Genomic DNA, 23,323 nt, shown 5'->3' with positions numbered 1-23,323 from the left:
GTCTCATTCTTTCGCGCCAGCGTTTCGAAACTTCAGGCCGCAGTTCAGGCCGCAGCCTTCACCGTGGGCGGCGGCTTCTTCAGCGGGATGCGCACCGACACGATGGTGCCGACGCCCTCGGTCGAGCGGATCTTCAGCGCGCCGCCCTGCAGTTCGGCGAGCGAGCGCGATATGGCCAGCCCAAGCCCTGAGCCGGTGTGGTTCTTGGAGAACTGGTTCTGAACCTGCTCGAACGGCCGGCCGAGCTTGCTCAACGCCTGTTTCGGGATACCGCAGCCATTGTCCTCGATGGTCAGCACCAGCGCGCCTGAGGCGCTGCGCGCCCGGACCGTGATATGGCCGCCCTGGCCGGTGAACTTCACCGCGTTGGACAAGAGGTTGATGGCGATCTGCTTGATGGCGCGGCGGTCGGCGTAAAGCCGCATGGAGTCGGCGATGCGCGTCTCGACCTTGATCGACTTTTCCGCCGCCTGCAGCGAGATGACGCGTACCGTTTCCTTGATCAGCGGGCAGAGGTCGATCTCCTCGCGGTCGAGCGAGAACTGGCCGGCTTCGATCTTCGACATGTCGAGTATGTCGTTGATGACGCCGAGCAGGTATTTGCCGCTGCCGTTGATGTCGCTGGCATATTCCTCGTAGCGTTCGGAACCGAGCGGCCCGAACAGGCGCTGTTCCATCAGTTCCGAGAAGCCGATGATGGCGTTGAGCGGCGTGCGCAATTCATGCGACATGTTGGCGAGAAACTCCGATTTGGCCCGGTTGGCGGCCTCGGCGCGCTCGGTCTCCTTCATGTATTTGCGGTTGAGCTCGACCAGCTCCTTGGCGCGTTCCTCCTCGGCGCGGCGCGCGAGGCTGAGGTCGTGGATCGTCGCCATCAGCCGGCGCTCGCTGTCGACCAGCTTTTCCTGGTGCAGCTTGATCTGGGTGATGTCGGAGCCGACCGAGACGATGCCGCCATCGCGGGTCCTGAGCTCGTTGACTTGGAGCCAGCGGCCGTCGGCGAGCTGACGCTCCAGCGTCACGCCGCCATGCGGACCGTTGGCATTGGCGAGCCTGCGCTCCGAGGCGAAGGCGAGCATGCGCTCCTCCAGCATGTCGCGGGTCGCGCCCGGCACCACGTCGCGGTCCGATAGCCCGTTGTCCTTCTGGAATTTGGAGTTGCACATGATCAGCCGCTCGGCGGCGTCCCACAGCACGAAGGATTCGTTGATGTTCTCGATCGCGGTCCTGAGCCGCATGTCGGCCGCTTCCGAGCGCAGCGCCAGGTGGCGCTGCTCGGTGACGTCGACGGCGATGCCGATCAGCTGGATCTCCGGCGCCTCCGGATCGATCACCTGGGCGCGGGCGCGCATCCACACCCACTGCCCGTCGGCATGGCGCATGCGGAACACCTGGTCTATATGGTCGATCTCGCGCTCGACGATGCGGTTGGCGAGCTCGAAGAGATCGCCGTCGTCGGGATGAATGATCTCGTCGACCTCGCCGAACGACAGCATCGTATCGCAGGGCTCGTAGCCCAGCATGTCGTACATCGAGCGCGACCAGTACATCTTGCCGCGCACCATGTCCCAGTCCCACAACCCGCAGCGGCCGCGCACCAGCGCCATGTCGATGCGCTGGTGGGCTTCGAGATAGATGCGGTCTGCCGCCTGGGCGCGCGCCGCCTGGCCAAAATAGGCATAGAGGATGACGATCAGCACGCCTGCCGTCAAAACGAACAGCGTGACGTTGAGCGACACAGTCTTGCGCCAGCTCTCGAACACCACCTCCTTGGGCACGAGCACCGCCGCGGCATTCTTGCGGTCGCCCGCGAGACTGACGGCGGCAAGCCAGTCCTTGCCGCCGATGCTGACATCCATCACGCCGGCGCGATCGCCGAACATGAACAGCGGCTGGCCGCCGAGCACGAGGCTGTCGAGCGCGCGCCCCTGCCAGCCTGTCGACAACGGCGATACGGCGATGATCTTGAAGGCGCCGTCGGTGATGGCCAGCACATGGCTGCGGCCCATGGCACCCTGGCGGCTGGTGGTCTCAAGGAGATCCGTGGCATTGGCGCCAGCCGCGCTCGCGTCTGCGGTGATTGCTTGCGCCATCTGCCCAGCGGCGAGCGACAGCACCGCCTTGGTCTCCCGTTCGACCTCGTCGCGCTCGTTCACCAGCGACAGGAAGCGCAGTGCGGCGATGACGATCAGGAAGATGACGATCAGCGCCGGTATCGCGCGGCGCAGCAGCGGCTCCGCCGCCAGCAGCCGCTGGTAGGCGGGCTCCGCGATCAGGCGCGCGTTGCCGGCAAGCCCGTCGCCCCTTGCCTCGCGACGCGCAAAAGCCTTCCCTCCGGGCGCGCCCCACGCGTCCGTCTTGGCCATAAATGGCACTCCCCGATTTGCCGCATACTTGACGACCCGGCTACGCCGCACGCCCGAATCGTCAGTAAAGAATCAAAGGTGATTCGCCTTGTCCAGAGGCGGGGCCAAAAAAGATTAAAAGTTGATTGAAATATATGGCCTGACGCTGGTTTCCTGATGATAAGCGGCCTCAACCGCGATAGCGCAGCGCCTCGACAAACACGGCGAAAGCCGGTGAGGACTGGCGGCGGCTTGGGTAATAGAGGTGGTAGCCATGGAATGGCGGGCACCAGTCCGCCAGCACTTGCATCAACTGCCCGCTTGCAATGTACGGCCGTGCCTGATCCTTCGGCAGATATGCAAGTCCGAAGCCGGCAAGCACCGCATTCAACCTCAGCGCCACGGTATTGAACACCAACTGTCCCTCGACCCGCACCTTGAGTTCACTGCCGGCCTTCCCGAACTCCCAGGCGTAGATACCGCCATAGGTCGGCAAGCGCAGATTGATGCAGACGTGCCCTGTGAGCTCCTGCGGCGTTTGCGGCGGCCTGCGGCGAGCGAAGTAAGCTGGCGCGCCTACAACCGCCATGCGCATCTCCGGCCCGACCCTAACGGCGATCATGTCCTTCGCCACCTGCTCGCCGAGACGAATGCCTGCATCGAAGCGCTCGGCGACGATATCGGTCAGGCCGTAGTCGACAATCACCTCCACCTTGATGTCCGGATAGTCCGGTAGGAGCTTTGCCAAGGCTGGCCACAGTATCGTCTCGGCCGGATGCTCGCCTGCCGTGACGCGAATGGTGCCGGCGGGTTTTTCCCTGAGTTCGCTGAGCGCGGCGAGTTCCGCCTCGATCTCGTCGAAGCGTGGGCCGATGCCAACCAGCAGGCGCTCGCCTGCTTCGGTCACCGCGACGCTGCGTGTGGTTCGCGTCAAAAGCCTCAGCCCCAGCCTCGCCTCAAGTCCGCGTATGGTGTGGCTCAGTGCTGACTGCGACACGCCGAGCTTCGCCGCGGCCCTGGTGAAGTTGCGCTCGCGCGCGACGGCCAGGAAGGCGAGCAGGTCATTGACGTTTTCGCGCGCCATTCATGAATCTTCCTCATAAGCTCATGCGCATTCTAGCGTCTAATCGCATAGCGATGCACGCGTTAAATGTCGGTCACCTGCAGTCGCGAATGTCGGCAGCACATCAACCAGGACATTGACCATGAACACCAAAGGAGCCGGCTCGCAGGCCGCAGCGTCCGGATTGAACAAGGCCGCCATCCTGGCGATAATCCTGGTCAGCTACGTGATGATTGTGCTCGACACTTCGATCGTGCTCACCGGTCTGCCCAGGATTCATCAAGGACTCGGCTTCACGGACGCCGGGCTGGCATGGGTACAGAGTGCCTATACCTTGACCTTTGGTGGCTTCCTGCTCTTGGGTGCGCGGGCGGGCGATATTCTCGGCCGCCGGCGCATGCTCATGGTCGGCCTCGCCCTTTTCACTTTTGCCTCGCTGGCGATCGGAGCCGCGCAATCGGTCGCTTGGATGATCGGCACACGCGCCGTTCAAGGCTTCGGCGCAGCTATTCTGGCACCCTCGACGCTCGCCTTGCTGCAGACTACCTTCGACGAAGGACCAGAGCGCACGCGCGCCGTATCCTATTATAGCGCCGTAGCCGGCATCGCGGCGAGCGTGGGGCTGGTGCTGGGCGGCCTTCTGGCCGATTGGATCTCGTGGCGCGTCGGCTTCTTGATCAATCTGCCGATCGGCATCGCCATGATCGTCGCGGCGCGGCGATATATCGCTGAGACCGAACAGAGTGCCGGTCAGCTCGACATTATCGGCGCGCTGACCTCGACCGTCGGCATGGCGGCCCTTGTCTACGGCTTCATCCGTTCGGCCGACAGCGGCTGGGCGGACAGTGTTACCCAGGCCTCGCTGACCGGTGCCGCGGTCCTGCTCGGTATCTTCATACTCAACGAATGGAAGGCAAAGCAGCCGATCATGCCGCTGCGGCTGTTCGCCAGCCGTGAGCGCGCCGGCGCCTACGCCGCTCGCATCCTGTTCCTCGGTGCCATGATAGGTTTCTTTTTCTTCACCACGCAATATTTGCAAGGGGTCCTTGCCTACGGGGCCTCGCTCACCGGCATGGCTTTCCTGCCGATGACAATGATGAACTTCACGGTGGCGATGGTAGTACCGCAGCTGACGCGCCGGCTCAGCAATGGGCGTGTGCTCGCTGGCGGCCTCGCCCTTGCACTTTTCGGTATGGCCTGGCTCAGCCGCGCCTCGTTTGGCACGGATTATTGGACGGGCGTGGCATTACCGATGATGCTGATCGGCGCCGGCCAAGGCATGACACTCAGCCCGTTGACCACATCGGGCATCGCCGGCGTGGCGTCGGAGGATGCCGGCGCTGGCTCGGGCGTCGTCAACGTCGCCCATCAGCTCGGCAATTCGCTCGGCCTTGCCGTTCTTGTCGCGGTCGCCGTGATCGGCGCCGGCCCGCTGGGTGGCCGGGATCTGCTCGCCTATCGCTTCGGCGCGGCGCTCGCCGCCGGCTCCGCCATGCTGGCGCTCGCGCTGCTCATCGTGTTGGTGCTGATCGCGCGGCCACGCGGCGCAGCGCAAGCGGTTGCAAACAGCGCGAGCGCCTGAGTCCACCGGAATCGAAAGGCAATCACGATGCAACAACGCAAACTTGGGAGTACCGGCCTCGAAGTCTCGGCCCTCGGTCTCGGCTGCATGGGCCTGAGCTACGGCTACGGGCCGGCGACGGACAGGACGCAGGCCATCAAACTGATCCGCGCGGCGTTCGAACGCGGTATCACTTTCTTCGACACCGCCGAGGCCTACGGCCCCTTCGTCAATGAAGAAGTGGTCGGCGAGGCGCTGGCGCCGGTCCGCGACAAGGTCGTGATCGCCACCAAGTTCGGCTTCGCCGGCGGCGAGGTGTCGCGTGGCATGGACAGCCGGCCGGCGCATATCAAGGAGGTGGCTGAGGCCGCGTTGAAGCGGCTCAGGACCGACCGCATTGACCTGTTCTACCAGCACCGCGTCGACCCCGAAGTGCCGATCGAGGACGTCGCCGGCACGGTCAAGGAGTTGATCGCCGAGGGCAAGGTCGGACATTTCGGCCTGTCGGAAGCTGGCGCCCAGACCATCCGCCGCGCGCATGCCGTGCAGGAGGTCGCCGCCCTGCAGAGCGAATATTCCTTGTGGTGGCGCGAGCCCGAGACGGAGATCATTCCGACGCTAGAGCAGCTCGGCATCGGTTTCGTGCCGTTCAGCCCGCTCGGCAAGGGTTTCCTGACCGGTGCCATCAACGAGACGACGACATTCGCCGACAACGACTTCCGCAACGTAGTCCCGCGTTTTTCGACCGAGGCGCGCAAAGCCAACCAAGCGCTGGTTGAAGTGCTCGGCGCTGTCGCAGCGGCCAAGCAGGCGACATCGGCGCAGATCGCACTGGCCTGGCTGCTAGCCCGGAAGCCGTGGATCGTGCCGATCCCCGGCACCACCAAGCTGCACCGGCTGGAGGAAAATATCAGCGCGGCCGGCATCGCGCTGACGGCCGACGATTTGCGTACCATCGAAAGCGCCGTCTCCGTGATCACCGTGCAGGGCGACCGCTATCCGGCGCATCTGCAGGCGCGGGTCGGCCGATGACCAGGGTTCTGGTCCTCGGCGCTAATGGAAAGCTAGCGCGCAACACCACCAGGATCTTGCTGGAGAAGACCGATGCGACGCTTACGCTCTATCTGCGGCGAGATAGCCGGATCGGCAAGCCGGCACCGCAAAGGGTGAGCATCGTCGAGGGCGACGTACTCGACCAGAAAACGCTAACGGCGGCTATGCGGGATCAGAATGTTGTCTACGCCAACCTGGCCGGCGATATGGCCCGGCAGGCACGCGCGATCATCGACGCAATGCATACCGCCGGTGTGAAGAGGCTCATCTTCATTAGTTCGATGGGCATATATGGCGAGGTTCCAGGCGAACGATACCGGAGTGTTCTCGATCCCTACCGGGACTCCGCGGCACTGATCGAGCAGTCGGACCTCGACTACACGATCCTGCGCCCCGGCTGGTTCATCAACGACGACGACGTCGACTACCAGATCACACAAAAAGGCGAGCCGTTCAGGGGACATGACGTATCGCTGAATAGCCTGTCCGATCTGATCGTCAAGTTGGCGACGACACCCGGCCTGCATAGCCGTTCCAGCCTTGGCGTAAGCCGGTCTGATCCACTCAGCTGACTGGGGCGCTCCATCGCTACGCCAGTGTCCGCTCCACGATGTCGCGCAGATCGGCAGACAGGTTCTCGGCATTGGCGATCTGCAGCAGCGCCTGCCTGGCCTTGTTCTGCCGGACCGGTTCCAGCGAGCGCCAGGACCTGAGCGCTGTCGCCAGCCGTGCCGCCACCTGCGGGTTGCGCTTCTCGACCTCGAGCACGGTCTCGGCGAAGAGGCGGTAGCCCTGGCCGTCGGTACGATGGAAGCCGGTCTGGTTGGCGCTGGAGAAGGTGCCGATCAGCGAGCGCACCCGGTTGGGATTGGCGATCGAGAACGCGGGATGCTGCATCAGCGCGCGCACCTTTTCAACGGTCCGCTCGCCAGGCACGCCTGCCTGGATCTGGAACCATTTGTCGAGCACCAGCGCATCCCCGCGATACCTCGCCTCGAAGGTCGCCAGCGCCTCCTCTGCTTGGCGTGTGCCGGCATGGCGGTGCGCCAGCACAGTGAGAGCGGCGGCGCGGTCGGTCATATTGGTGGCGGCATGGAAGTGCCGTCCGGCAAGTGCCGCGCCCTCTGGCAGCAGCGAAAGATAGTCGAGCAGGATGTTGCGCAGCGCCCGCCGTCCGGCGCTCGCGGCGTCGGGTGTGAACGGACCCTTGTCGGCGAGGTTGTCGTAGAGCGCGCGGAAGCCCCCGCGGTTCGCCACGGCGATGGTCCGCGCCAGTGCCTCGCGGGCGGCGAAGATGGCGTCGGGGTCGATGCCCTTGCCGATGTCACGGGCAATGTCGGCCTCGCCGGGAAGCGCCAGCGCCAGCGCCCGGTAGGCCGGCTCCAGCGTCTCGTCGCCTCCGATCCTGCCGGCAAGCTCGGCGAGCTCTTGCGAAAAGGCCGGCGCCCTGCCGCCCAGCACCTGGCGGAAGGCCGCGATCAGCGCATCGGTCAGCAGCGTGTTGGACGCCTGCCAGCGCGAGAAGGAATCGCTGTCATGGCTGGCGAGGAAGAACTGATCCTCGGCCTTCTGCTGCACCGAAAGCGTGATCGGCGCCGAGAAGCCGCGGTTGAGCGACACGGACGGCCGCTCTGAAACGCCTGAGAAGCTTACCGTGTGTCGCCGCTTGCGGATATGGATGACGCCGTCCTCGACGGTGGCGCCGTCGGCGGCCGCCCAGGCGACCGGCTTGCCGCCGGCGCCGACCAGCCCGAAGGCCAGCGGAATGTGCATCAGCCGCTTGCGGCTTTCCGACGGCGTCGGCGGCACCGACTGTTCGATCTCCAGCGTGAATGCCTTCGCCGCCGCATTGTAGGAGGAACTGACCGTCAGGTTCGGCGTGCCGGCCTGATGGTACCAGAGCGCGAACTGCGCGAGGTCACGGCCCGAAACGTCCTCGAACACTTTGAGGAAATCCTCGATGGTCGCGGCCTCGCCGTCATGCCGCTCGAAATAGAGGTCCATGCCGGCGCGGAAGAGTTCGGCGCCGAGGATGGTGCGGATCATGCGCACCACCTCCGAGCCCTTCTCGTAGACGGTCGCGGTATAGAAGTTGTTGATCTCGCGGTAGCGGCGCGGCCGCACGGGGTGCGCCAGCGGCCCCTGGTCCTCGGGGAATTGATGCGCGCGCAGCGTGCGCACCTCGGCGATGCGCTTGACCGCCCGCGAGCGCTGGTCGGCGGAGAATTCGTGGTCGCGGTAAACCGTCAGCCCTTCCTTCAGGCAGAGCTGGAACCAGTCGCGGCAAGTGATTCTGTTGCCGGTCCAATTGTGGAAATACTCATGCGCGATGATCGCCTCGATATTGGCGAAATCGGCATCGGTCGCGGTCTCCTCGTCGGCCAGCACATATTTGTCATTGAAGATGTTGAGGCCCTTGTTCTCCATCGCGCCCATGTTGAAGTCGGAGACGGCGACGATGTTGAAGACGTCGAGGTCGTACTCGCGGCCGAAGGCTTCCTCGTCCCACTTCATCGAACGCTTCAGCGCATCCATCGCGTAGCCGGCAAGCCGTTCCTTGCCTGGCTCGACATAGATGCCGAGCTCGACCTCGCGGCCGGACATGGTGGTGAAGCTGCCGGCGACCTTGCCGAGCGCGCCGGCCACCAGCGCGAAGAGATAGGACGGCTTGGGGAAGGGGTCATGCCAGACGGCATAGTGCCGGCCGTCGGCCAGCGCGCCGCTTTCAATCGGGTTGCCGTTGGAGAGCAGCAGAGGCGCTTCGTTGTGCGGCGCCTCGATCCGCACGGTGTAGACCGACAGGATGTCGGGGCGGTCGAGGAAATAGGTGATGCGGCGAAAGCCCTCTGCCTCGCACTGCGTGCAATAGACATTGCTGGACCGGTAGAGGCCCATCAGGGCCTCGTTGCTGGACGGCGCGATCTCGGTCTCGAGACGAAGCTCGAAGCGCCGTGCCGCCGGCGGCGTCAGAATGGTCAGCTGGTCCGGCGTCGCCTGGTACTCCGCCGGCGCGAGCGCACGCCCGTCTATCGCCACGCCGAGCAGCGTCAGCCCGTCGCCGTCGAGGACCAGCGGCGCCGAAACGGCGACGCCCTCGCGCCGCTCGACGGTAAGCAGGGCAGTGACACGCGTGGCATCCGGCGACAGGCGGAAATCGAGTTCGGTCCGCGGAATGAGATAGTCGCTGGGGCGATAGTCTTCGAGTTTGAAGACTTGGCCGGTATCGGTGCGCATTCCGTTGGTTTTCCTGTCGATTTTCGTGCGGACAGCGGGCGTTGCTGGCGCAGGAATTGTGAAGTCCGCGCTCTTTACACGAAACAGTCACTCGACAAAACCGCGCCAGGGTCTATTTCTGGGCTTCGTTTCCGACCATCGTCACGAGGCAAGATGACCGTCGATCATGCCGTCGGCCACAGCACGCTGCGCGGCATTGCGCTCAAGATCGTCTCCGTGGCGGTCTTCGTCAGCATGCAGACCTGCATCAAGGCGGCCGGCGATGTTCCCGCCGGGCAGATCGTCTTCTTCCGCTCCTTCTTCGCCATCTTCCCGATCATCGCCTTCCTGGCGTTCACGGGACAGCTTGGCACGGCATTCACCACGAAACGGCCGTTCAACCACATCGCCCGCGGGCTCGTCGGCGTCGGCGCCATGGGGCTCGGTTTCTTCGCGCTGACCAGGTTGCCGCTGCCGGAGGCGATCACGCTGAACTATGCCCAGCCGCTGCTGGTCGTGGTGTTCTCCTCGGTCTTCCTCGGCGAGACGATCCGCGTCTATCGCTGGAGCGCGGTTGCCGTCGGTCTCATTGGCGTGCTCATCATCTCCTGGCCGGAACTGACGCTCTTGAATTCCGACGAGGCGCTCGACGATCAGGAAGTGCTGGGCGTCATGGCGGCGCTGATCGCCGCGGCGATCTCGGCCGTCGCCATGCTTCTGGTGCGCAATCTCGTGCAGACCGAGAAGACGGCGACCATCGTGCTGTGGTTCTCCTCGACGGCAAGCGTGCTGGCGCTGTTCACATTGCCTTTCGGCTGGCAGGCGCTGACGCCGATGCAGGCCGCGCTGCTTGTCGTGGCCGGCTTCTGCGGCGGGCTCGGCCAGATCCTGATGACAGCCGCCTATCGCCATGCCGAGGCCTCGGTCGTGGCGCCTTTCGAATACACCTCGATGATCCTCGGCGTTGTCGTCGGCTATTTCGTCTTCGGCGACGTGACGTCGCTGAACACGCTTGTAGGCGGCGTGATCGTGGTGGCCGCCGGCACCTTCATCATCTGGCGCGAAAGGCAGCTGGGTCTGGAGCGCACGCGGACAAGGCGGGCCACTCCGCCGCAGGGATAAGGCTACGAAGCCGCAGCCCGCTCCTTCGCCAGCCGCACCAGCACCGTCCGTGTCTGCTCGTCGGCCGGGAAAAAAGATTCAATCGCCAGTTCTGACAGCGTGACGTCGAGCGGCGTGCCGAACACCGTGATCGTGCTGATGAAGGACAACACTGTGTCGCCATGCGCGAGCCTGAGCGGATGCACGATGGCGCTCGGCTCCACCGGCGCAGGTCGGCTGCTCTTCAGCCCGGACGGGTAGCCGCGCAGCTCCTGCTCCAATTCGATCAGCACCGGATCGCCGGTGGCATCATTCTGGTGCTTGAGGCGCTCCAGGAGATGCGCGCGCCACTCGGCAAGGTTGACGATGCGCGGCGCGACGCCGCCCGGATGGAGGCTGAGCCTCAGCACATTCACCGGCGGCGTGAGCAGCGACGGCTCCGAGACGTCGGCGAGGAACGGGCCGATCGCCGCATTGGCGGAAACGAGGTTCCAGTGCCGGTCCACAGCAAGGGCAGGGAAGGGCTCGTGGCCTCTCAGCACGGTCTCGACCGCGGCAAATGCCGGTGCAAGCGTCGCGTCGGTCAGCGGCCTTTCGCCGAAGCTCGGCGCAAAGCCCGCGGCGAGCAGGAGCTGGTTGCGCTGGCGCAGCGGGATCGAAAGCTGCTCGGCCAGATGCAGCACCATCTCGCGCGACGGCTGGGCGCGGCCGCTTTCGACGAAGGAGAGATGCCGCTGCGAGATGTCGGCCTCCATGGCGAGATCGAGCTGGCTCATGCGCCGGCGCGTGCGCCATTCGCGGATCAGGCTTCCGGCGGAGATTTCGGATGTTGTCATGAGGGATGAGTAGGGCGGGAGGGGAGGAGTTCAATTACCTGGGAGGTTATGCTCCCCCTTCTCCCCTTGTGAGGGGAGAAGGGAAGGGCAATCACGCCAACCCCCTCAGCTTCGCCTTCACCTCGAGGAAGTCCCGCCACGCCAGCTTCTTGTGCGCCGGCGTCCGCAGCAGATAGGCCGGGTGCAGTGTCGGCATGGCAGGAATGGCGGTTCCCGATGCGGTCGTGTGGACGCGCCAGTTGCCGCGCAGCCTGAGGATGCCCTCGGTGGTGTTGAGCAGGGTCTTGGCCGACGGTCCGCCGAGATTGACCAGCACCTTCGGATTGACCAGCTCGATCTGCCTTTCGATGAACGGCCGGCAGATCTCGGTTTCGTGCGGCGTCGGCGTGCGGTTTCCCGGCGGCCGCCACGGGATGACGTTGGCGATGTAGGCCGAGGTCCGGTCGAGGCCGATCGCGGCGAGCATCAGGTCGAGCAGCCGGCCGGAGCGGCCGACGAAGGGCAGGCCTTCGAGATCCTCGTCGCGGCCCGGCGCCTCGCCGACCAGCATCAGGTCGGCATTCGGGTTGCCGTCGGCGAAGACCAGGTTCTTGGCGGTGAATTTGAGGTTGCAGCCGTCGAAGGCCGCCATGTGCTGGCGCAGCTCGTCTAGCGTCGATGCGCTGGCCGCCAGTTGCCGCGCCAGCATGATCTGCCCCTCGTCGGGGACCGTGGCAGCCGCCATCGGGCGGGCAGGCGCGTCCGGCACCCGGCTTACGTCCAACCCCGGCGCTGCCGCCGGTCGCTCGGGCATCCTGTTCAAACCCGGCTCGGGTGCCCGTTGCTCGGCCCGGCTTTCTCGGGCAGGCGCGACCGGCGCTGGCGCGCGCTCGGCCTGCCTCGGCCGGGCCTCGGCGAACCGGTCTACGGGCGCGTCTTCCAGCGCCTCGTCGACGCCGGCGCTGGCATAGAAAGCGAGCAGCTCGGCGAGTTCGGCTGGGGTTTTGAGGGAAGCGGCAGTCATGGCGCCACCATCGTCCGCGCGGCGGCATTTTGCAAGTTGGAGCGGTCGATCAGCCGGTCGGTATGCGCGGATCCTGCACCAGATAAAACGTCCAGCGCGGCGTGTAGTCAGTGATCAGGAACTCGAAGGTAGCGGTCCTCAGCGGGTCGACCTTGCCGTTCTTGAACAGCAGCCGGTCATAGGGTTCGAACTGGCGGTCGAAATCGGCGAAGTTGCTTGAGATGATGTTGTCGGGCGTCTTGTTGCGCTGGTCGAAGGACAGGCCGTCGCCGAACACGCTCGGCTGGTCGAGGATTTCCTGCAGCTCGAACTGGAATTCCACCCAGGGGAGCGCGCTGTTGTTGAGCACGTCGATGCGCATGTACATGATGCCATTGGCGACGTCGCCCGCCCTGCCGAAGGCTTCGATCGGCCTTCTGGCGCGGATGGTCAGCGTCACCGGCGTCGCCGAGTTCAGCTCCTCGGTGATGACCAGCGGATCGTCCTTGGTGCCGATTCCGGAGGCACCGGTGATGCGGAAGCCGCCAAGCTCGTCGGAAAAGGAGTAGGCGCCGGCCGCCCACACCTTCTGCGGATCGGCTTGCACCGGGGCGATCAGGAAGAGGAGTGGAAGAACCGCGCGGCAGAGCACGCCGGGCGTGAAGAGTAAGCGCTTCGATGAAAAGCCGGATGGCTCGGGAGTGCGCATGGGGTCAAGTATTGCCGATAAGCAAGCCGTCGAACAATTAAAAACGTGGGGCCGGCGGCGCACTTTCCAATCGGCTGGCCCTGTTGGATGCTTCGCCTGGTCCGATCGAACGGGCTTGCATCGCCGGAAAACCGCGACTCTTTGTCGAAATCGGCTTTGTCACGTCAGCGCCGGTTTCGCGGCGCGATTTGATGCGCTATGCAACGCGTGAGCCAGCAAAATGCGAGAACATGGCGAGCCAGTGAGGGGTCGATGAGCGAGATCGAACGCGAGAGCATGGAATTCGACGTGGTGATCGTCGGCGCCGGTCCGGCCGGCCTTGCCGCGGCCATCCGTCTGAAGCAGCTCAACCCCGATCTGTCCGTCGTGGTGCTGGAAAAGGGTGGCGAGGTCGGCGCCCACATCCTCTCCGGCGCCGTCGTCGATCCGATCGGCATCGACCGCCTGCTGCCCGGCTGGCGTGAGGAGGAAGGCCATCCGTTCAAAACGCCCGTCACCGATGATCATTTCCTGGTGCTGGGTCCCGCAGGCTCGTTCCGGCTGCCCAACTTCCTGATGCCGCCGCTGATGAACAATCACGGCAACTTCATCGTCTCGCTCGGCAATGTCTGCCGCTGGCTGGCGACCAAGGCCGAGGCCCTGGGCGTCGAGATCTATCCGGGCTTTGCCGCCGCCAGCCTCGTCTACAATGATGCGGGCGCCGTCACCGGCGTCATCACCGGCGACATGGGCGTCGAGAAGGACGGAACGCATGGTCCGGCCTACGCGCCCGGCATGGCGCTGATGGGCAAATATGTGCTGATCGGCGAAGGCGCGCGCGGCTCTTTGGCCAAGCAGCTGATCGCGAAATACAGGCTTGCCGATGGCCGCGAGCCGGGCAAGTTCGGCATCGGCCTCAAGGAACTGTGGCAGGTCAAGCCGGAGAACCACAAGCCGGGGCTGGTGCAGCACTCCTTCGGCTGGCCGCTCGATATGAAGACCGGCGGCGGCTCCTTCCTCTATCATCTGGAGGACAACCAGGTGGCGGTCGGCTTCGTCGTCCACCTCAACTACAAGAACCCTTGGCTGTCGCCCTTCGAGGAGTTCCAGCGCTTCAAGACGCATCCGGCGATCAAGGGCACTTTCGAAGGCGCCAAGCGGATCGGCTATGGCGCGCGCGCCATCACCGAGGGCGGCTGGCAGTCGGTGCCGAAGCTTTCGTTCCCGGGCGGCGCGCTGATGGGTTGCGCGGCCGGCTTCGTCAACGTGCCGCGCATCAAGGGTTCGCACAATGCGGTGCTGTCCGGCATGCTGGCGGCCGAGAAAGTTGCGGACGCCATCGCCGCGGGCCGCGCCAATGACGAACTCGCGGCTTACGAAGACGCCTGGCGCGGCAGCGACATCGGCAAGGACCTTAAGAAGGTTCGCAACGTCAAGCCGCTGTGGTCGCGCTTCGGCACCATCGTCGGCGTCGCCGTCGGCGGGCTGGATATGTGGCTGAACACGCTGTTCGGCTTCTCGCCCTTCGGCACGCTGAAGCACGGCAAGGCCGATTATGCGACGCTGGAGCCGGCAGCCAAGCATCAGAAGATCGCCTATCCCAAGCCGGACGGCGTGCTCACCTTCGATCGGCTTTCCTCGGTGTTCTTGTCCAACACCAATCACGAGGAGAACGAGCCGGTGCACTTGATCGTCGGCGACGCGGCGCTGCAGCAGCGTTCCGAGCACGATGTCTTCGCCGGACCTTCGACGCGCTACTGCCCGGCCGGCGTCTATGAATGGGTCGACAAGGACGGCAATGCGGCAGCCGATCCTTCCGCCAAGGATGTGCGCTTCGTCATCAACGCGCAGAACTGCGTCCACTGCAAGACCTGCGACATCAAGGACCCGAACCAGAACATCAACTGGGTGCCCCCACAAGGCGGCGAAGGCCCGGTGTATCAGAGCATGTGAGCGACGTCCCGACCGGGCCGTCTCGACCGCCGCCCAAGAGAAAGCCGGCGAAGGCCCGGTCTATCAGGGCATGTGAGCGACGATTCAGACCGGGCCGTCTCGACCGCCGTCCAAAGAGAAAGTCGGCGAAGGCTGGGTCCATCACGACATGTGAGACAGTAGAAATATTGAAACCATGCCGGGCTTGTGGTTCCCTTATCCGCGGCTAGGGAGAGATGGCCATGCGCGTGGCGGTTCTGACATGCCTCATCACGATTGGCGCCCTGTGTGCGCCGCAAGCCTTGGCCGGCACGAGGGTGCTGGTCCAGACACGCAGCTATGACATTGCAGGCAATTCCGGCGCGGCGCTGGTCGCAGCCATGGACAGCAGAGGCCCCAAGCATGGCTTCATGACGCATGCCATCGCCCAGACCGCCTACACGGTCGACTGGGAGCTCGGTGTCATCCAGGACAAGGGCGCCTGCCGGCTCAAGCAGGCAAACGGCACGCTCAATCTCTTCTACACCTTTCCGCGCGTCGCTTCGCCGGCGACGCCAGCGCTGAAAACGCGCTGGAACCGGTTCTTCGCCGGCGTGCGCGCCCATGAACAAACCCATGGCCGCATCGCCAGGGAAATGATGCGCGCCACCGAGCGGTCGATTGTCGGCCTGCGCGTTGCCGGCGACCCCTATTGCTACAAGGCGCGCCGCGAGGCGCGCCAGCGCATCCAGGCCACCTATGCCGAATACGAAGCCAGGCAGAATGCTTTCGATGCCCGCGAGCACCGCGACGGCGGCCATGTCGAGCATCTGATCGCGGCTTTGATGGGGACGTAGGTCCAGAACCCTTCAACCTGATCGCGTGCTATTTGCAGGGGGCGCAGGCACCGACGTCGCGCGCATTGGGCCCCTCGGCGTTCAGGTCCGAGAACTGCGGCACATTGTCTTGTGGGATTGGCTCGAAGCCAGTTCAGCCGCGTGGCCAGGTAGATGAGCCGCTCGACGCCAGTGCCGTCTCATGCTCGTCCTTGGGCCTCCTGTCATCAGGCCGCAGCGAGAACTCGACCAGCACCGGCAGATGGTCCGAGCCGGCGTCCTCCAGCCGTGTCGCCGAATGGATGGTCACCCCGCCCTTGCTGAACACCTGGTCGATCGGCAGGCCGGCGAAGCGCCGCAGGAAGTCGGGCAGCTTCCGGTGCATCCAGGTCGGCCCGGCCGACGGCATCACGGTCAGTCCGCCGATCGAGGCGACGCGCTGCACGGCCGCGCTCCATGGTGCGGCGTTGCAGTCGCCGGCCATGATCGCGGTTTTGCCGAGCGCGGCAAGCGGCTCCGTCAGTTCGCCGATCTGCCAGTATTGCTCGCGCGGCCAGGGCCAGCTCAGATGGATCGCGGCGACGTCGACGCCGGTGCCGCCGAAATCGATCGTGGCGGTCGCCATCGCGCCGCGCGGCTCGCAATGCGGCGCGGTGCCGGCGGCGAAGGGCCGCCGCGACAGCAGCGCAACGCCGAATACGCCGTTGGGATAGGGGCAAAGGATCCGGTACGGATAGGCGCTGGTGATATAGCCAAGCTCGGTCGTCCACATCCCCGACACCTCGTCGAGGGTGATCACATCGGGGTTGGTCCGGGCGATCAGCGACAGCACCTTTTTCGGCGTCGGATTATCGAAGCGCAGGTTCATCTGCAGCAGGCTGTAGACGATCCGGTCGGCAGGCCTGGCGACCGCCTGCTGCGGCCACAGCCGGGGCAGCGCGCTTGTCGTCGTGGCGAAGCAGGCGATGGCGAAGAGCAGCGCCGCTGCCGCCTGCAGCCGGTAGGAGCCGGCCAGCAGAGATAGCGCCAGCAGCGCCGTAAGCACGCTCAGATGAATGCGAAAATGCGAGAATGAATCGAGCGCCGGATGCAACGCGCCGAGGAACCCGGCCAGCAGCCAGGCCGAGAGTGCCACCATCGCCAGGAATGCCACCCCAGCCATCATGTTCGAGCGCGCGCCGCCTGTTGTCATGTCAGTCGTGGTCTGCCGAATGCCGCTGGCAATTTGCTCGGCCTGCTTATCGGCCAAATTGCGGCCCTAGCAAGACGGCGAATTGCCTCGCAGTTTCCTGACGGGCCGCTACTGGAAGGCCGTTTCGGAAAAACTTCTCAGCTTGCGCGAGTGCAGTCGTTCCATCGGCATATCGGCCAGCTTCTCCATCGCCCTGATGCCGATGGTGAGATGCTGGGCCACCTGCCGCTTGTAGAACTCGGTCGCCATGCCGGGCAGCTTCAACTCGCCATGCAGCGGCTTGTCGGAGACACAGAGGAGCGTGCCGTAAGGCACGCGGAAGCGGAAGCCGTTGGCCGCGATCGTCGCCGATTCCATGTCGAGCGCGATGGCGCGGGACTGCGACAGGCGCTGCACCGGTCCGCGCTGGTCGCGCAGTTCCCAGTTGCGGTTGTCGATGGTGGCGACGGTGCCGGTGCGCATGATGCGCTTGAGGTCATAGCCGGAAAGTCCGGTCACTTCGGCGACCGCTTCCTGCAGCGCCACCTGGATCTCGGCCAGCGGCGGGATCGGCACCCAGACCGGCAGGTCGTCGTCCAGCACATGGTCCTCGCGCACATAGGCATGCGCCAGCACATAGTCGCCCAGCGCCTGCGTGTTGCGCAGGCCCGCGCAGTGGCCGAGCATCACCCAGGCATGCGGCCTCAGCACCGCGATATGGTCGGTGATGGTCTTGGCGTTGGAGGGGCCGACGCCGATATTGACCATGGTGATGCCGCCGTGGCCGGGCTTCTTCAGGTGATAGGCGGGCATCTGCGGCAGGCGCGCAGGCGGCGTGCCTTCACTCGCCGCATTGGCTCCCGCCTTTGTCACCACATTGCCCGGTTCGATGAATTCGGTGTAGCCGCCTCCGCCCTTCTCCATCAGGTCGCGGGCCCGGGCGACGAACTCGTCGATATAGAACTGGTAGTTGGTGAACAGCACGAAATTCTGGAAATGCTGCGGGCTGGTCGCCGTGTAATGCGACATGCGGTGCAGCGAATAGTCGATGCGCTGCGCGGTGAACGGCGCCAGCGGCCTTGGCTCGCCGAACGCGACTTCGAAGGTGCCGTTGGCGATCTGGTCGTCGGTGCCGTCGAGGTCCGGCACGTCGAACAGGTCGCGGATCGGCCGCTTGATGCGCTCGGCGGCCGTCCCGTCGACATAGGTGCCTTCCAGGAAGGCGAAATGCAGCGGGATCGGCGTCGTCGATTCCGACACCGTCACCTGCACGCCGTGATTGCGCATGATGAGCCGCAGCTGCTCGACGAGATAGTTCTCGAACAGCTGCGGCTGGGTGATGGTGGTGGCGAAGTGCCCGGGCGTCGGCATATGGCCGTAGGCCTGGCGCGAGTCGATCTGGGTGAACGAGGTCGTGGTGACGCCGATCTGCGGGTAGAAGGCGCGGTAGCGCTTGCTCTCGTCGCCGCCTGCGGCAAGCTTGGCGAAGGAGTCGCGCAGGAACTTGGTGTTGCGGTCGTAGAGCATCTGCAGCGTCGCGACCGCTTTTTTGGCGTCGTGGAAGCTCTGCCTGCCGAAAGGCTCCGGCATGACGACCGATTCGATGGCTTGTGGGTAGATTCGCTTTTCCATGGCCCAATATAGGGATTTGGAGGAGCGCTTGGGAGGGGGAGGCGGGCGCGAAGCCCGCCTTGCGTTGTATTTTTCTTCGACCGTGTCAGCCGCGCTGCAGGCTGACGAGCAGCACAAAGCCGATGCCCGCCTTCTTCGGCGTCGGCGCCTCGATGATCGAGCCGGTGTCGGCGCGCATCATCGGCACCGCCAGCACCGGGGCGGCAAGCAGCATCAGGATGAGCACCGCCCGCGGCAGGAGCCGAAGGGTCTTGAGGGTGGTGGTGGCGATGCGGTTCATGGTGGTCGTTCCCGTTTCGAGTATTGGTCGGTTCAGCGGTCGAAATGGTTCATGCAGTCCAGCCGGCAGGTGTCAGCCATTCCCGATGAGCGGGCAGGGCGGCCGGCCTCCGCCACCAGGATGGCGAAGAACATGCCGAACAGGCTCATCAGCAGGCAGACGATGGTGAAGCGGCGGACAAGCATTGGTCTCTCCTTCAATGGTGAGGAGGATGCCCGAATGCCTCTGAACCGGTTCTGAGACCGGTATTCATCTGCCGTTCAAATTGATTGACACGGATTTTGGTCCGGCTGGCGCACGTCGCCCAAAAGTGCGCGACGCTTTTGGGAGAGCGACCGTGCGTAAGGAACAAGGCGCTAAAGCTGGTCATCGCGCGAGGAGCTTTAGCTGCCGGAACGGCTTGGCCGGCGACGCGCCCGAACGGGCGCTCGAAAAGAAAACGGGGCCGCGCGGGCCCCGTTCATCCCATCATTTGAGCCCGATCAGAGCTTGTGCCAGATAAAGCTTCTATTTTGCAGATTGTACGAGGAGTACGATGCAACGGGGCTCGTTCCCGTCCGTTAGTATTGCGGGATAGGGCCGACGAGTTTCTCTGAGGGCCACGGGGGGAAATCGGCTCTTGTCCTATACGGAAATGCCGACACAGATTTCTTGCAATTTTGGTCGCAGGTCCCCTGCTGTCGAATGCCCATCAATAATGCGCGTAGCCGCTCAGCGGACATCTCTGGGACGCGGGAACCTCAAAGGTGCCGTCAATGCCGCTGCAGGTGCGATATCTGGACTTTCGCGCCGCCGTTTTTGATTTCGGCGCCGGTCCTGGATCGGCTGCCTCGCGTTGTTCACGGCTCGGCTTGGCACGGACGACCGGCGCTGGGTTCTGCGTCTCTTGCGATGTAGTGCTTTTCTTTGGCGCAGTATTGGGCCTCGGCGGCAGCAGGGACGTATCTACCGGCGGTAGGCTCACTGCTACATTGGTCACCCGCAGTTCGGCCATTTCGCTGGCCGATAGGTACCGCATGTCGGACCTATCGTAGCTCAAGGCCACCTGCATGAGTTTGGGGTCTACTCCCATTTCCGTCATGTAGGACATGACCTGGGCGGTTCCGGCCTGGATTTGCGCCACTGCCTCGTCGGCGGACATTCCGCTATTCGTATCGAATGACGCCCTGTGGACGCCAATGGAGCCCGTCTCGGCAACGCGGCGGACGCCACCTAAGAAGGCCAATGAGCAAGCAGAGGCGCATTGCAATTGGCGAACCTGAAGGGTGTCCAATCCAGCCGCACGGATCATGCGTCCCAGCTGTATTGCAGTGCCGACGTTGCCGCCGGGGGAGTTGAATACGATTACCCTGGCCCCGCTGCTCACAACCGCGTTGCTAAAGGCGTTCAGGGGCTCATTGGCGCCAAATTCACCGGAGACCACAAGGACTGGCTGCTCACCTGGGGAGGACACAGGAGTGTACTCTAGAGCAGCAACTTGACATGTCGCTGCCGCGACAATTGACCCAACTGCCAGAACTAGAGAAACTATTCGCACGAGCTGACAGAGCCCCACCACACCCACTGCAAGTAAGAACCTGTGAACGGGGTATTTCAAGGGTCTTGTTTGAGTTCGGGTTAATTTGGGCACACATCGAGGGGCACCGAAATGTTTGGCTGGATTCGGCGGAGTGCATTCGCCTTTACGTGTGCATCATTTGTTATCGGCGCGGGGATTGCACCGCTCCTTGCGGAGGAGACTGATGCCGACCGATCAATGGCGACGGCGGCTTGGTGGCAGCTTGGGGTGTCGGTGGCGGGCCTCGGCGGTCTCATAGCCACACTGGTCATATCTATTGCTGCCAACCGCACGGCCACTCGCGCGCTTATTCAAAGCGAGAGCACCAGTAGGAAGGAATTGCGAGCATACCTAAGCGTTGCCCCCGCAGGGGTCCATCGGATGAAGCGGGTCGAGCCGCGCATTATTGGACAGATCGCACTTCAAAATGTAGGGCAAGTTTTTGCAACCAAGGTCAAAATGGTTGTGAAAATGCGAGTTTCGGCAGATCGGGATCTTGCGGACTTCCCGGTCGATGAAGACACCGCAGAAAATATAGGCACCGTCCACCCGGGAGCGGTCGTTCGCAGAGGGGCAGATGAAGGTGCCCCGCCTCCTGAAAAACCGGCCAGGGGCACGAAAACGTATATCTATGTTTGGGGCTGCATTTGGTACAATGATGGCTTTGACGACGAGAGGCGCCACACAGAGTTCTGTCATCGATACAACGTTGCTAGCAGATTGCCGGGACCCAACTTCATAATTGGGCCCGAGAAGGCCCGCTATCACAATCACGGGCCGAATGAGGCCGTTTGACAATATTTGCAAACGCCATTCGCGAGTGTCTTACCAGTCTGTGTGCGCATAGCACCCGCGAGCTTGATAATTGCCGTCTCTGATGTCGGAATGCTACTTATCGCATTTGCTGTTGTGGTCTCACTTTCAACGCGTCCGTGTCTTGGAGGAGAAAATGAGAAGATTGATAGCGATAGCAGTCACTTTCTTCGCTTTAGTAGTCGGTCCGACGATACCTGCGGTTGCCGCAGCCATAGAGTAGCATAGGTCATTCTTCGCTGGATTTTCCGCAGCAGCCTCGGTGCGACCTGGGCAACTTATCCACTTACGCCGATTACTCCCGCTATTCGTCCCGCCAGATTACGCGCTTCTCCCAGCGGATTTCCACGAGGCGTCTGTAGCGGATGGTGTGCGCCCTGCTCTCCCGTGGGATGAAAAAGCTGGGCGCTCATCCACTGCCTGCTTTTGCATCCTTGGCAGCGTACCTTGTCTCGAACCTCATCAATCGTGACGTTCCCAATCACCTCTCGAAGCTCTGTAGGCTTGTAGCAGCGCGTTACGCTACACCGGGCGCAGCGGATGCCGGCCACCTGCCCAGCGTCGTGGGGAAGTGTCTGAAGGATGCGCAGCCCGGCAATTGGATACGCTCAGGAGGTGCCCCGATCCTGCGAGTCCCGCAATTGGCGTGCCTCGTCCATCCGTTCGCGAAGTTCGCGCGTCGACGCAAGCCGACTCAATACGTGCTCAAGCTCGTTCCAGTACTCCCTATCACGTAGGAGGTTAATAAGGTCGTTGAATTTAGCAAGGTTGTAGGCACCAAGCGCGCCATCATCGGAATATAAAACACCACTAAGCGCATCAGACTTCAGATCGTCAGCATGCTTTTGAAGCAATTTAGGGTCGTCCCCCGTAATCTTTCCTTCCGCTCGCGCCGCAATGGTGAGGTCGAGTAGGTTTAACGTTGTAGCGATTTCCGCCGCATAAGGCAGAATTGTTTCTTCGGATGCTCCAGGCTTTAGTAAGATTTCTTCAGATAACTCCCTAATCTTGGACCTGATACGCAGCGATGAAGCCGACACCAAGCGCCTGTTCTGCACTCTTTGCATCTCTTGCACAGTCGCATCCGAGACAAGAGCGCTGTCGCTTTGGCGAACAAGCGCGAGGAAATGCGCGGGCCTGTATGCGTAAAACGATTGTCCAGTTCGATCGAAAAATTCGTAGCGCAGCTCTGATCTTGGGCCGATAAAATCATCCGGAGAATCTTTCCACCACCAATCCTCCTTTTGGTCATCTGTGACGAGAAGGATCGGAACCTTGTCCGACTTTGCCTTTTCCATCATCTCTGCCCAGATCAGATAATCTCCCGGTCCTTCGTCCATATAGCCGGGGGGAATTCTATCCTTCCGTCGGCGTTCAGCCTCCTTGGTCCTCAAAGCCAAGTCCTCAGGCCGCGAAGCTACCTTGCCGTCGAACAGCGCCGCCACAGCTTCGAACGTAGTCTCAGGATCGGGCAGTTTGGCTATGGCTCCATCTACTTCCTTCAGGATACTGTCAAAAAGCTCGGGAAGTTTGGCAATGAGCGCGTTGTCTTCCCAAGGCTGGTAACGCTTAAAGTTGTTAAGAGATGCAGTGAGTTTCCCTTTATTCTTTTGAAATTCGACCTTGAGATTTTCGTATTCGGCCCGGTTTGACTTCGCTGCTGATCGCCAGCGCTCATGGAATTCTCTACCAACCTGATGCGGCAGCCACAGTCGATCGTTAAATGACTTGAAAGCCGCCAGCAATTCGTCTCGCGCCGTCGGCATAAGCTTGAAGAGGTATAGCAAGGAATTTGTATCGGGAACTAGAATAGCCTCTTTCCAGAGCCGTTTCCGCTCCTCATCGGTAAGGGAATAGTGGCCATAGAAAACGCTGCGCAGAGTACCACTCATTTGTCGGACGCCTCCGCTTTGAAATGGCTGCGCAAATTTCTGAAAGCCTACGCCATGAAATTCTTCTGAGCAATCAAGTCGTCGTGCCAGACCCCCCAAAAAGCGGAATACACTAGCCCGTCCAATCGCGGCGAAGCCGTGCGGCTCATGGTCGCCGCAAAAACACGATCAAGAAAAGCGCAGTATCGAAGCTAAGACGCCGATTACGCGGGCGAGGCGCCACCGCTCGGTGCCGTTATGGGGCTTGGGCCTGAGGTCCTCGGTTGGCCCGGATGGGGCTACATTCAGGCTGCCGCCAAAGGCCGCGAAAAGCTGCAAATAACGGAACATAACCATGCGGAACCTGAGCGGCTACCGAGAATACTGAGAAAACGGGGCCGCTCGGGCC

General features: G+C 63.1%; 19 protein-coding genes. 7 read left to right on the top strand and 12 right to left on the bottom strand.

The window, feature by feature from the left end:
• Nucleotides 1-44 precede the first annotated feature (44 nt).
• Both EN853_RS20290 and EN853_RS20285 read right to left on the bottom strand, forming a co-directional pair.
• A complete protein-coding gene (locus tag EN853_RS20290; RefSeq protein WP_127861283.1) occupies nucleotides 45-2,366 on the bottom strand; it encodes a PAS domain-containing sensor histidine kinase in 2,322 nt (773 codons plus the stop codon).
• A 169-nt stretch (nucleotides 2,367-2,535) separates the two neighbouring features.
• Complete coding sequence (locus tag EN853_RS20285) at nucleotides 2,536-3,429, bottom strand: LysR family transcriptional regulator (protein WP_127861284.1); 894 nt, start codon at nucleotides 3,427-3,429, stop codon at nucleotides 2,536-2,538.
• A 121-nt stretch (nucleotides 3,430-3,550) separates the two neighbouring features.
• Here EN853_RS20285 and EN853_RS20280 point away from each other — a divergent pair, with 121 nt between their 5' ends.
• The 3 genes from EN853_RS20280 to EN853_RS20270 are packed head-to-tail and all read left to right on the top strand — an operon-like array spanning nucleotide 3,551 to nucleotide 6,594.
• Entirely contained in the window at nucleotides 3,551-4,990 is a 1,440-nt protein-coding gene (locus tag EN853_RS20280; protein ID WP_127861285.1) for an MFS transporter, read from the top strand.
• A gap of 27 nt (nucleotides 4,991-5,017) precedes the next feature.
• The gene (locus EN853_RS20275; protein ID WP_127861286.1) at nucleotides 5,018-6,001 is read left to right on the top strand and encodes an aldo/keto reductase; all 984 of its coding nucleotides are present in this window, start codon (nucleotides 5,018-5,020) and stop codon (nucleotides 5,999-6,001) included.
• Entirely contained in the window at nucleotides 5,998-6,594 is a 597-nt protein-coding gene (locus EN853_RS20270; protein WP_127861287.1) for an NAD(P)H-binding protein, read from the top strand. Before EN853_RS20275 ends, EN853_RS20270 begins: the two co-directional genes overlap by 4 nt.
• A gap of 16 nt (nucleotides 6,595-6,610) precedes the next feature.
• On the opposite strand, the gene pepN is transcribed toward EN853_RS20270, so the two are convergent.
• A complete protein-coding gene (gene pepN, locus EN853_RS20265) occupies nucleotides 6,611-9,256 on the bottom strand; it encodes an aminopeptidase N (protein ID WP_127861288.1) in 2,646 nt (881 codons plus the stop codon).
• 153 nt (nucleotides 9,257-9,409) lie between these two features.
• Here pepN and EN853_RS20260 point away from each other — a divergent pair, with 153 nt between their 5' ends.
• Nucleotides 9,410-10,357, top strand: a complete 948-nt coding sequence (locus tag EN853_RS20260; RefSeq protein ID WP_127861289.1) for a DMT family transporter — start codon at nucleotides 9,410-9,412, stop codon at nucleotides 10,355-10,357.
• Nucleotides 10,358-10,359: 2 nt separating this feature from the next.
• Here EN853_RS20260 and EN853_RS20255 read toward each other — a convergent pair whose 3' ends face one another.
• The 3 genes from EN853_RS20255 to EN853_RS20245 form a co-directional block, all read right to left on the bottom strand.
• Nucleotides 10,360-11,172 carry a helix-turn-helix transcriptional regulator gene (locus EN853_RS20255; protein ID WP_127861290.1) on the bottom strand — a complete coding sequence of 271 codons (813 nt, stop codon included), beginning with the start codon at nucleotides 11,170-11,172 and terminating at the stop codon, nucleotides 10,360-10,362.
• Nucleotides 11,173-11,263: 91 nt separating this feature from the next.
• Nucleotides 11,264-12,175 carry a uracil-DNA glycosylase gene (locus tag EN853_RS20250; protein ID WP_127861291.1) on the bottom strand — a complete coding sequence of 304 codons (912 nt, stop codon included), beginning with the start codon at nucleotides 12,173-12,175 and terminating at the stop codon, nucleotides 11,264-11,266.
• Between the two features lie 49 nt (nucleotides 12,176-12,224).
• Nucleotides 12,225-12,863 carry a hypothetical protein gene (locus tag EN853_RS20245; RefSeq protein WP_127861292.1) on the bottom strand — a complete coding sequence of 213 codons (639 nt, stop codon included), beginning with the start codon at nucleotides 12,861-12,863 and terminating at the stop codon, nucleotides 12,225-12,227.
• Between the two features lie 252 nt (nucleotides 12,864-13,115).
• On the opposite strand from EN853_RS20245, the gene EN853_RS20240 reads away from it, so the two are divergent.
• Nucleotides 13,116-14,795, top strand: coding sequence for an electron transfer flavoprotein-ubiquinone oxidoreductase (locus EN853_RS20240; protein ID WP_127861293.1), 1,680 nt, complete (start codon nucleotides 13,116-13,118; stop codon nucleotides 14,793-14,795).
• A gap of 221 nt (nucleotides 14,796-15,016) precedes the next feature.
• Nucleotides 15,017-15,610: a DUF922 domain-containing protein gene (locus EN853_RS20235; protein ID WP_127861294.1), complete on the top strand. Its 594-nt coding sequence runs from the start codon at nucleotides 15,017-15,019 to the stop codon at nucleotides 15,608-15,610.
• Nucleotides 15,611-15,743: 133 nt separating this feature from the next.
• Here EN853_RS20235 and EN853_RS20230 read toward each other — a convergent pair whose 3' ends face one another.
• The 5 genes from EN853_RS20230 to EN853_RS20215 form a co-directional block, all read right to left on the bottom strand.
• Complete coding sequence (locus EN853_RS20230) at nucleotides 15,744-16,754, bottom strand: endonuclease/exonuclease/phosphatase family protein (RefSeq protein ID WP_127861315.1); 1,011 nt, start codon at nucleotides 16,752-16,754, stop codon at nucleotides 15,744-15,746.
• A gap of 135 nt (nucleotides 16,755-16,889) precedes the next feature.
• Nucleotides 16,890-18,350: an AMP nucleosidase gene (locus tag EN853_RS20225; RefSeq protein ID WP_245517131.1), complete on the bottom strand. Its 1,461-nt coding sequence runs from the start codon at nucleotides 18,348-18,350 to the stop codon at nucleotides 16,890-16,892.
• A gap of 127 nt (nucleotides 18,351-18,477) precedes the next feature.
• Complete coding sequence (locus EN853_RS20220) at nucleotides 18,478-18,672, bottom strand: hypothetical protein (protein WP_127861296.1); 195 nt, start codon at nucleotides 18,670-18,672, stop codon at nucleotides 18,478-18,480.
• Between the two features lie 32 nt (nucleotides 18,673-18,704).
• A complete protein-coding gene (locus EN853_RS34040) occupies nucleotides 18,705-18,857 on the bottom strand; it encodes a hypothetical protein (protein WP_167483919.1) in 153 nt (50 codons plus the stop codon).
• A gap of 506 nt (nucleotides 18,858-19,363) precedes the next feature.
• Complete coding sequence (locus tag EN853_RS20215) at nucleotides 19,364-19,813, bottom strand: hypothetical protein (RefSeq protein ID WP_127861297.1); 450 nt, start codon at nucleotides 19,811-19,813, stop codon at nucleotides 19,364-19,366.
• Nucleotides 19,814-20,320: 507 nt separating this feature from the next.
• On the opposite strand from EN853_RS20215, the gene EN853_RS20210 reads away from it, so the two are divergent.
• Nucleotides 20,321-21,025 carry a hypothetical protein gene (locus tag EN853_RS20210; protein ID WP_127861298.1) on the top strand — a complete coding sequence of 235 codons (705 nt, stop codon included), beginning with the start codon at nucleotides 20,321-20,323 and terminating at the stop codon, nucleotides 21,023-21,025.
• Between the two features lie 626 nt (nucleotides 21,026-21,651).
• Here EN853_RS20210 and EN853_RS20205 read toward each other — a convergent pair.
• Nucleotides 21,652-22,935, bottom strand: coding sequence for a PIN-like domain-containing protein (locus EN853_RS20205; protein WP_127861299.1), 1,284 nt, complete (start codon nucleotides 22,933-22,935; stop codon nucleotides 21,652-21,654).
• Between the last annotated feature and the right edge of the window lie 388 nt (nucleotides 22,936-23,323).

Origin of the sequence: Mesorhizobium sp. M1C.F.Ca.ET.210.01.1.1, assembly GCF_004791585.1 — a bacterium.
GTDB lineage: Bacteria > Pseudomonadota > Alphaproteobacteria > Rhizobiales > Rhizobiaceae > Mesorhizobium.
This window is presented reverse-complemented; position numbering and strand designations above follow the sequence as displayed.

What these genes read in the sequence shown, in the direction of transcription:
- EN853_RS20210 (WP_127861298.1), top strand. Translation starts at nt 20,321, where the DNA reads ATGTTTGGCTGGATTCGGCGGAGTGCATTCGCCTTTACGTGTGCATCA.
- EN853_RS20285 (WP_127861284.1), bottom strand. Translation starts at nt 3,429, where the DNA reads ATGGCGCGCGAAAACGTCAATGACCTGCTCGCCTTCCTGGCCGTCGCG.
- EN853_RS20215 (WP_127861297.1), bottom strand. Translation starts at nt 19,813, where the DNA reads ATGTCCGCCGACGAGGCAGTGGCGCAAATCCAGGCCGGAACCGCCCAG.
- EN853_RS20250 (WP_127861291.1), bottom strand. Translation starts at nt 12,175, where the DNA reads ATGACTGCCGCTTCCCTCAAAACCCCAGCCGAACTCGCCGAGCTGCTC.
- EN853_RS20205 (WP_127861299.1), bottom strand. Translation starts at nt 22,935, where the DNA reads ATGAGTGGTACTCTGCGCAGCGTTTTCTATGGCCACTATTCCCTTACC.
- EN853_RS20280 (WP_127861285.1), top strand. Translation starts at nt 3,551, where the DNA reads ATGAACACCAAAGGAGCCGGCTCGCAGGCCGCAGCGTCCGGATTGAAC.
- EN853_RS20220 (WP_127861296.1), bottom strand. Translation starts at nt 18,672, where the DNA reads ATGAACCGCATCGCCACCACCACCCTCAAGACCCTTCGGCTCCTGCCG.
- EN853_RS20260 (WP_127861289.1), top strand. Translation starts at nt 9,410, where the DNA reads ATGACCGTCGATCATGCCGTCGGCCACAGCACGCTGCGCGGCATTGCG.
- EN853_RS20240 (WP_127861293.1), top strand. Translation starts at nt 13,116, where the DNA reads ATGAGCGAGATCGAACGCGAGAGCATGGAATTCGACGTGGTGATCGTC.
- EN853_RS20255 (WP_127861290.1), bottom strand. Translation starts at nt 11,172, where the DNA reads ATGACAACATCCGAAATCTCCGCCGGAAGCCTGATCCGCGAATGGCGC.
- EN853_RS20235 (WP_127861294.1), top strand. Translation starts at nt 15,017, where the DNA reads ATGCGCGTGGCGGTTCTGACATGCCTCATCACGATTGGCGCCCTGTGT.
- EN853_RS20275 (WP_127861286.1), top strand. Translation starts at nt 5,018, where the DNA reads ATGCAACAACGCAAACTTGGGAGTACCGGCCTCGAAGTCTCGGCCCTC.
- EN853_RS34040 (WP_167483919.1), bottom strand. Translation starts at nt 18,857, where the DNA reads ATGCTTGTCCGCCGCTTCACCATCGTCTGCCTGCTGATGAGCCTGTTC.
- EN853_RS20270 (WP_127861287.1), top strand. Translation starts at nt 5,998, where the DNA reads ATGACCAGGGTTCTGGTCCTCGGCGCTAATGGAAAGCTAGCGCGCAAC.
- EN853_RS20230 (WP_127861315.1), bottom strand. Translation starts at nt 16,754, where the DNA reads ATGATGGCTGGGGTGGCATTCCTGGCGATGGTGGCACTCTCGGCCTGG.
- EN853_RS20245 (WP_127861292.1), bottom strand. Translation starts at nt 12,863, where the DNA reads ATGCGCACTCCCGAGCCATCCGGCTTTTCATCGAAGCGCTTACTCTTC.
- pepN (WP_127861288.1), bottom strand. Translation starts at nt 9,256, where the DNA reads ATGCGCACCGATACCGGCCAAGTCTTCAAACTCGAAGACTATCGCCCC.
- EN853_RS20225 (WP_245517131.1), bottom strand. Translation starts at nt 18,350, where the DNA reads ATGCCGGAGCCTTTCGGCAGGCAGAGCTTCCACGACGCCAAAAAAGCG.
- EN853_RS20290 (WP_127861283.1), bottom strand. Translation starts at nt 2,366, where the DNA reads ATGGCCAAGACGGACGCGTGGGGCGCGCCCGGAGGGAAGGCTTTTGCG.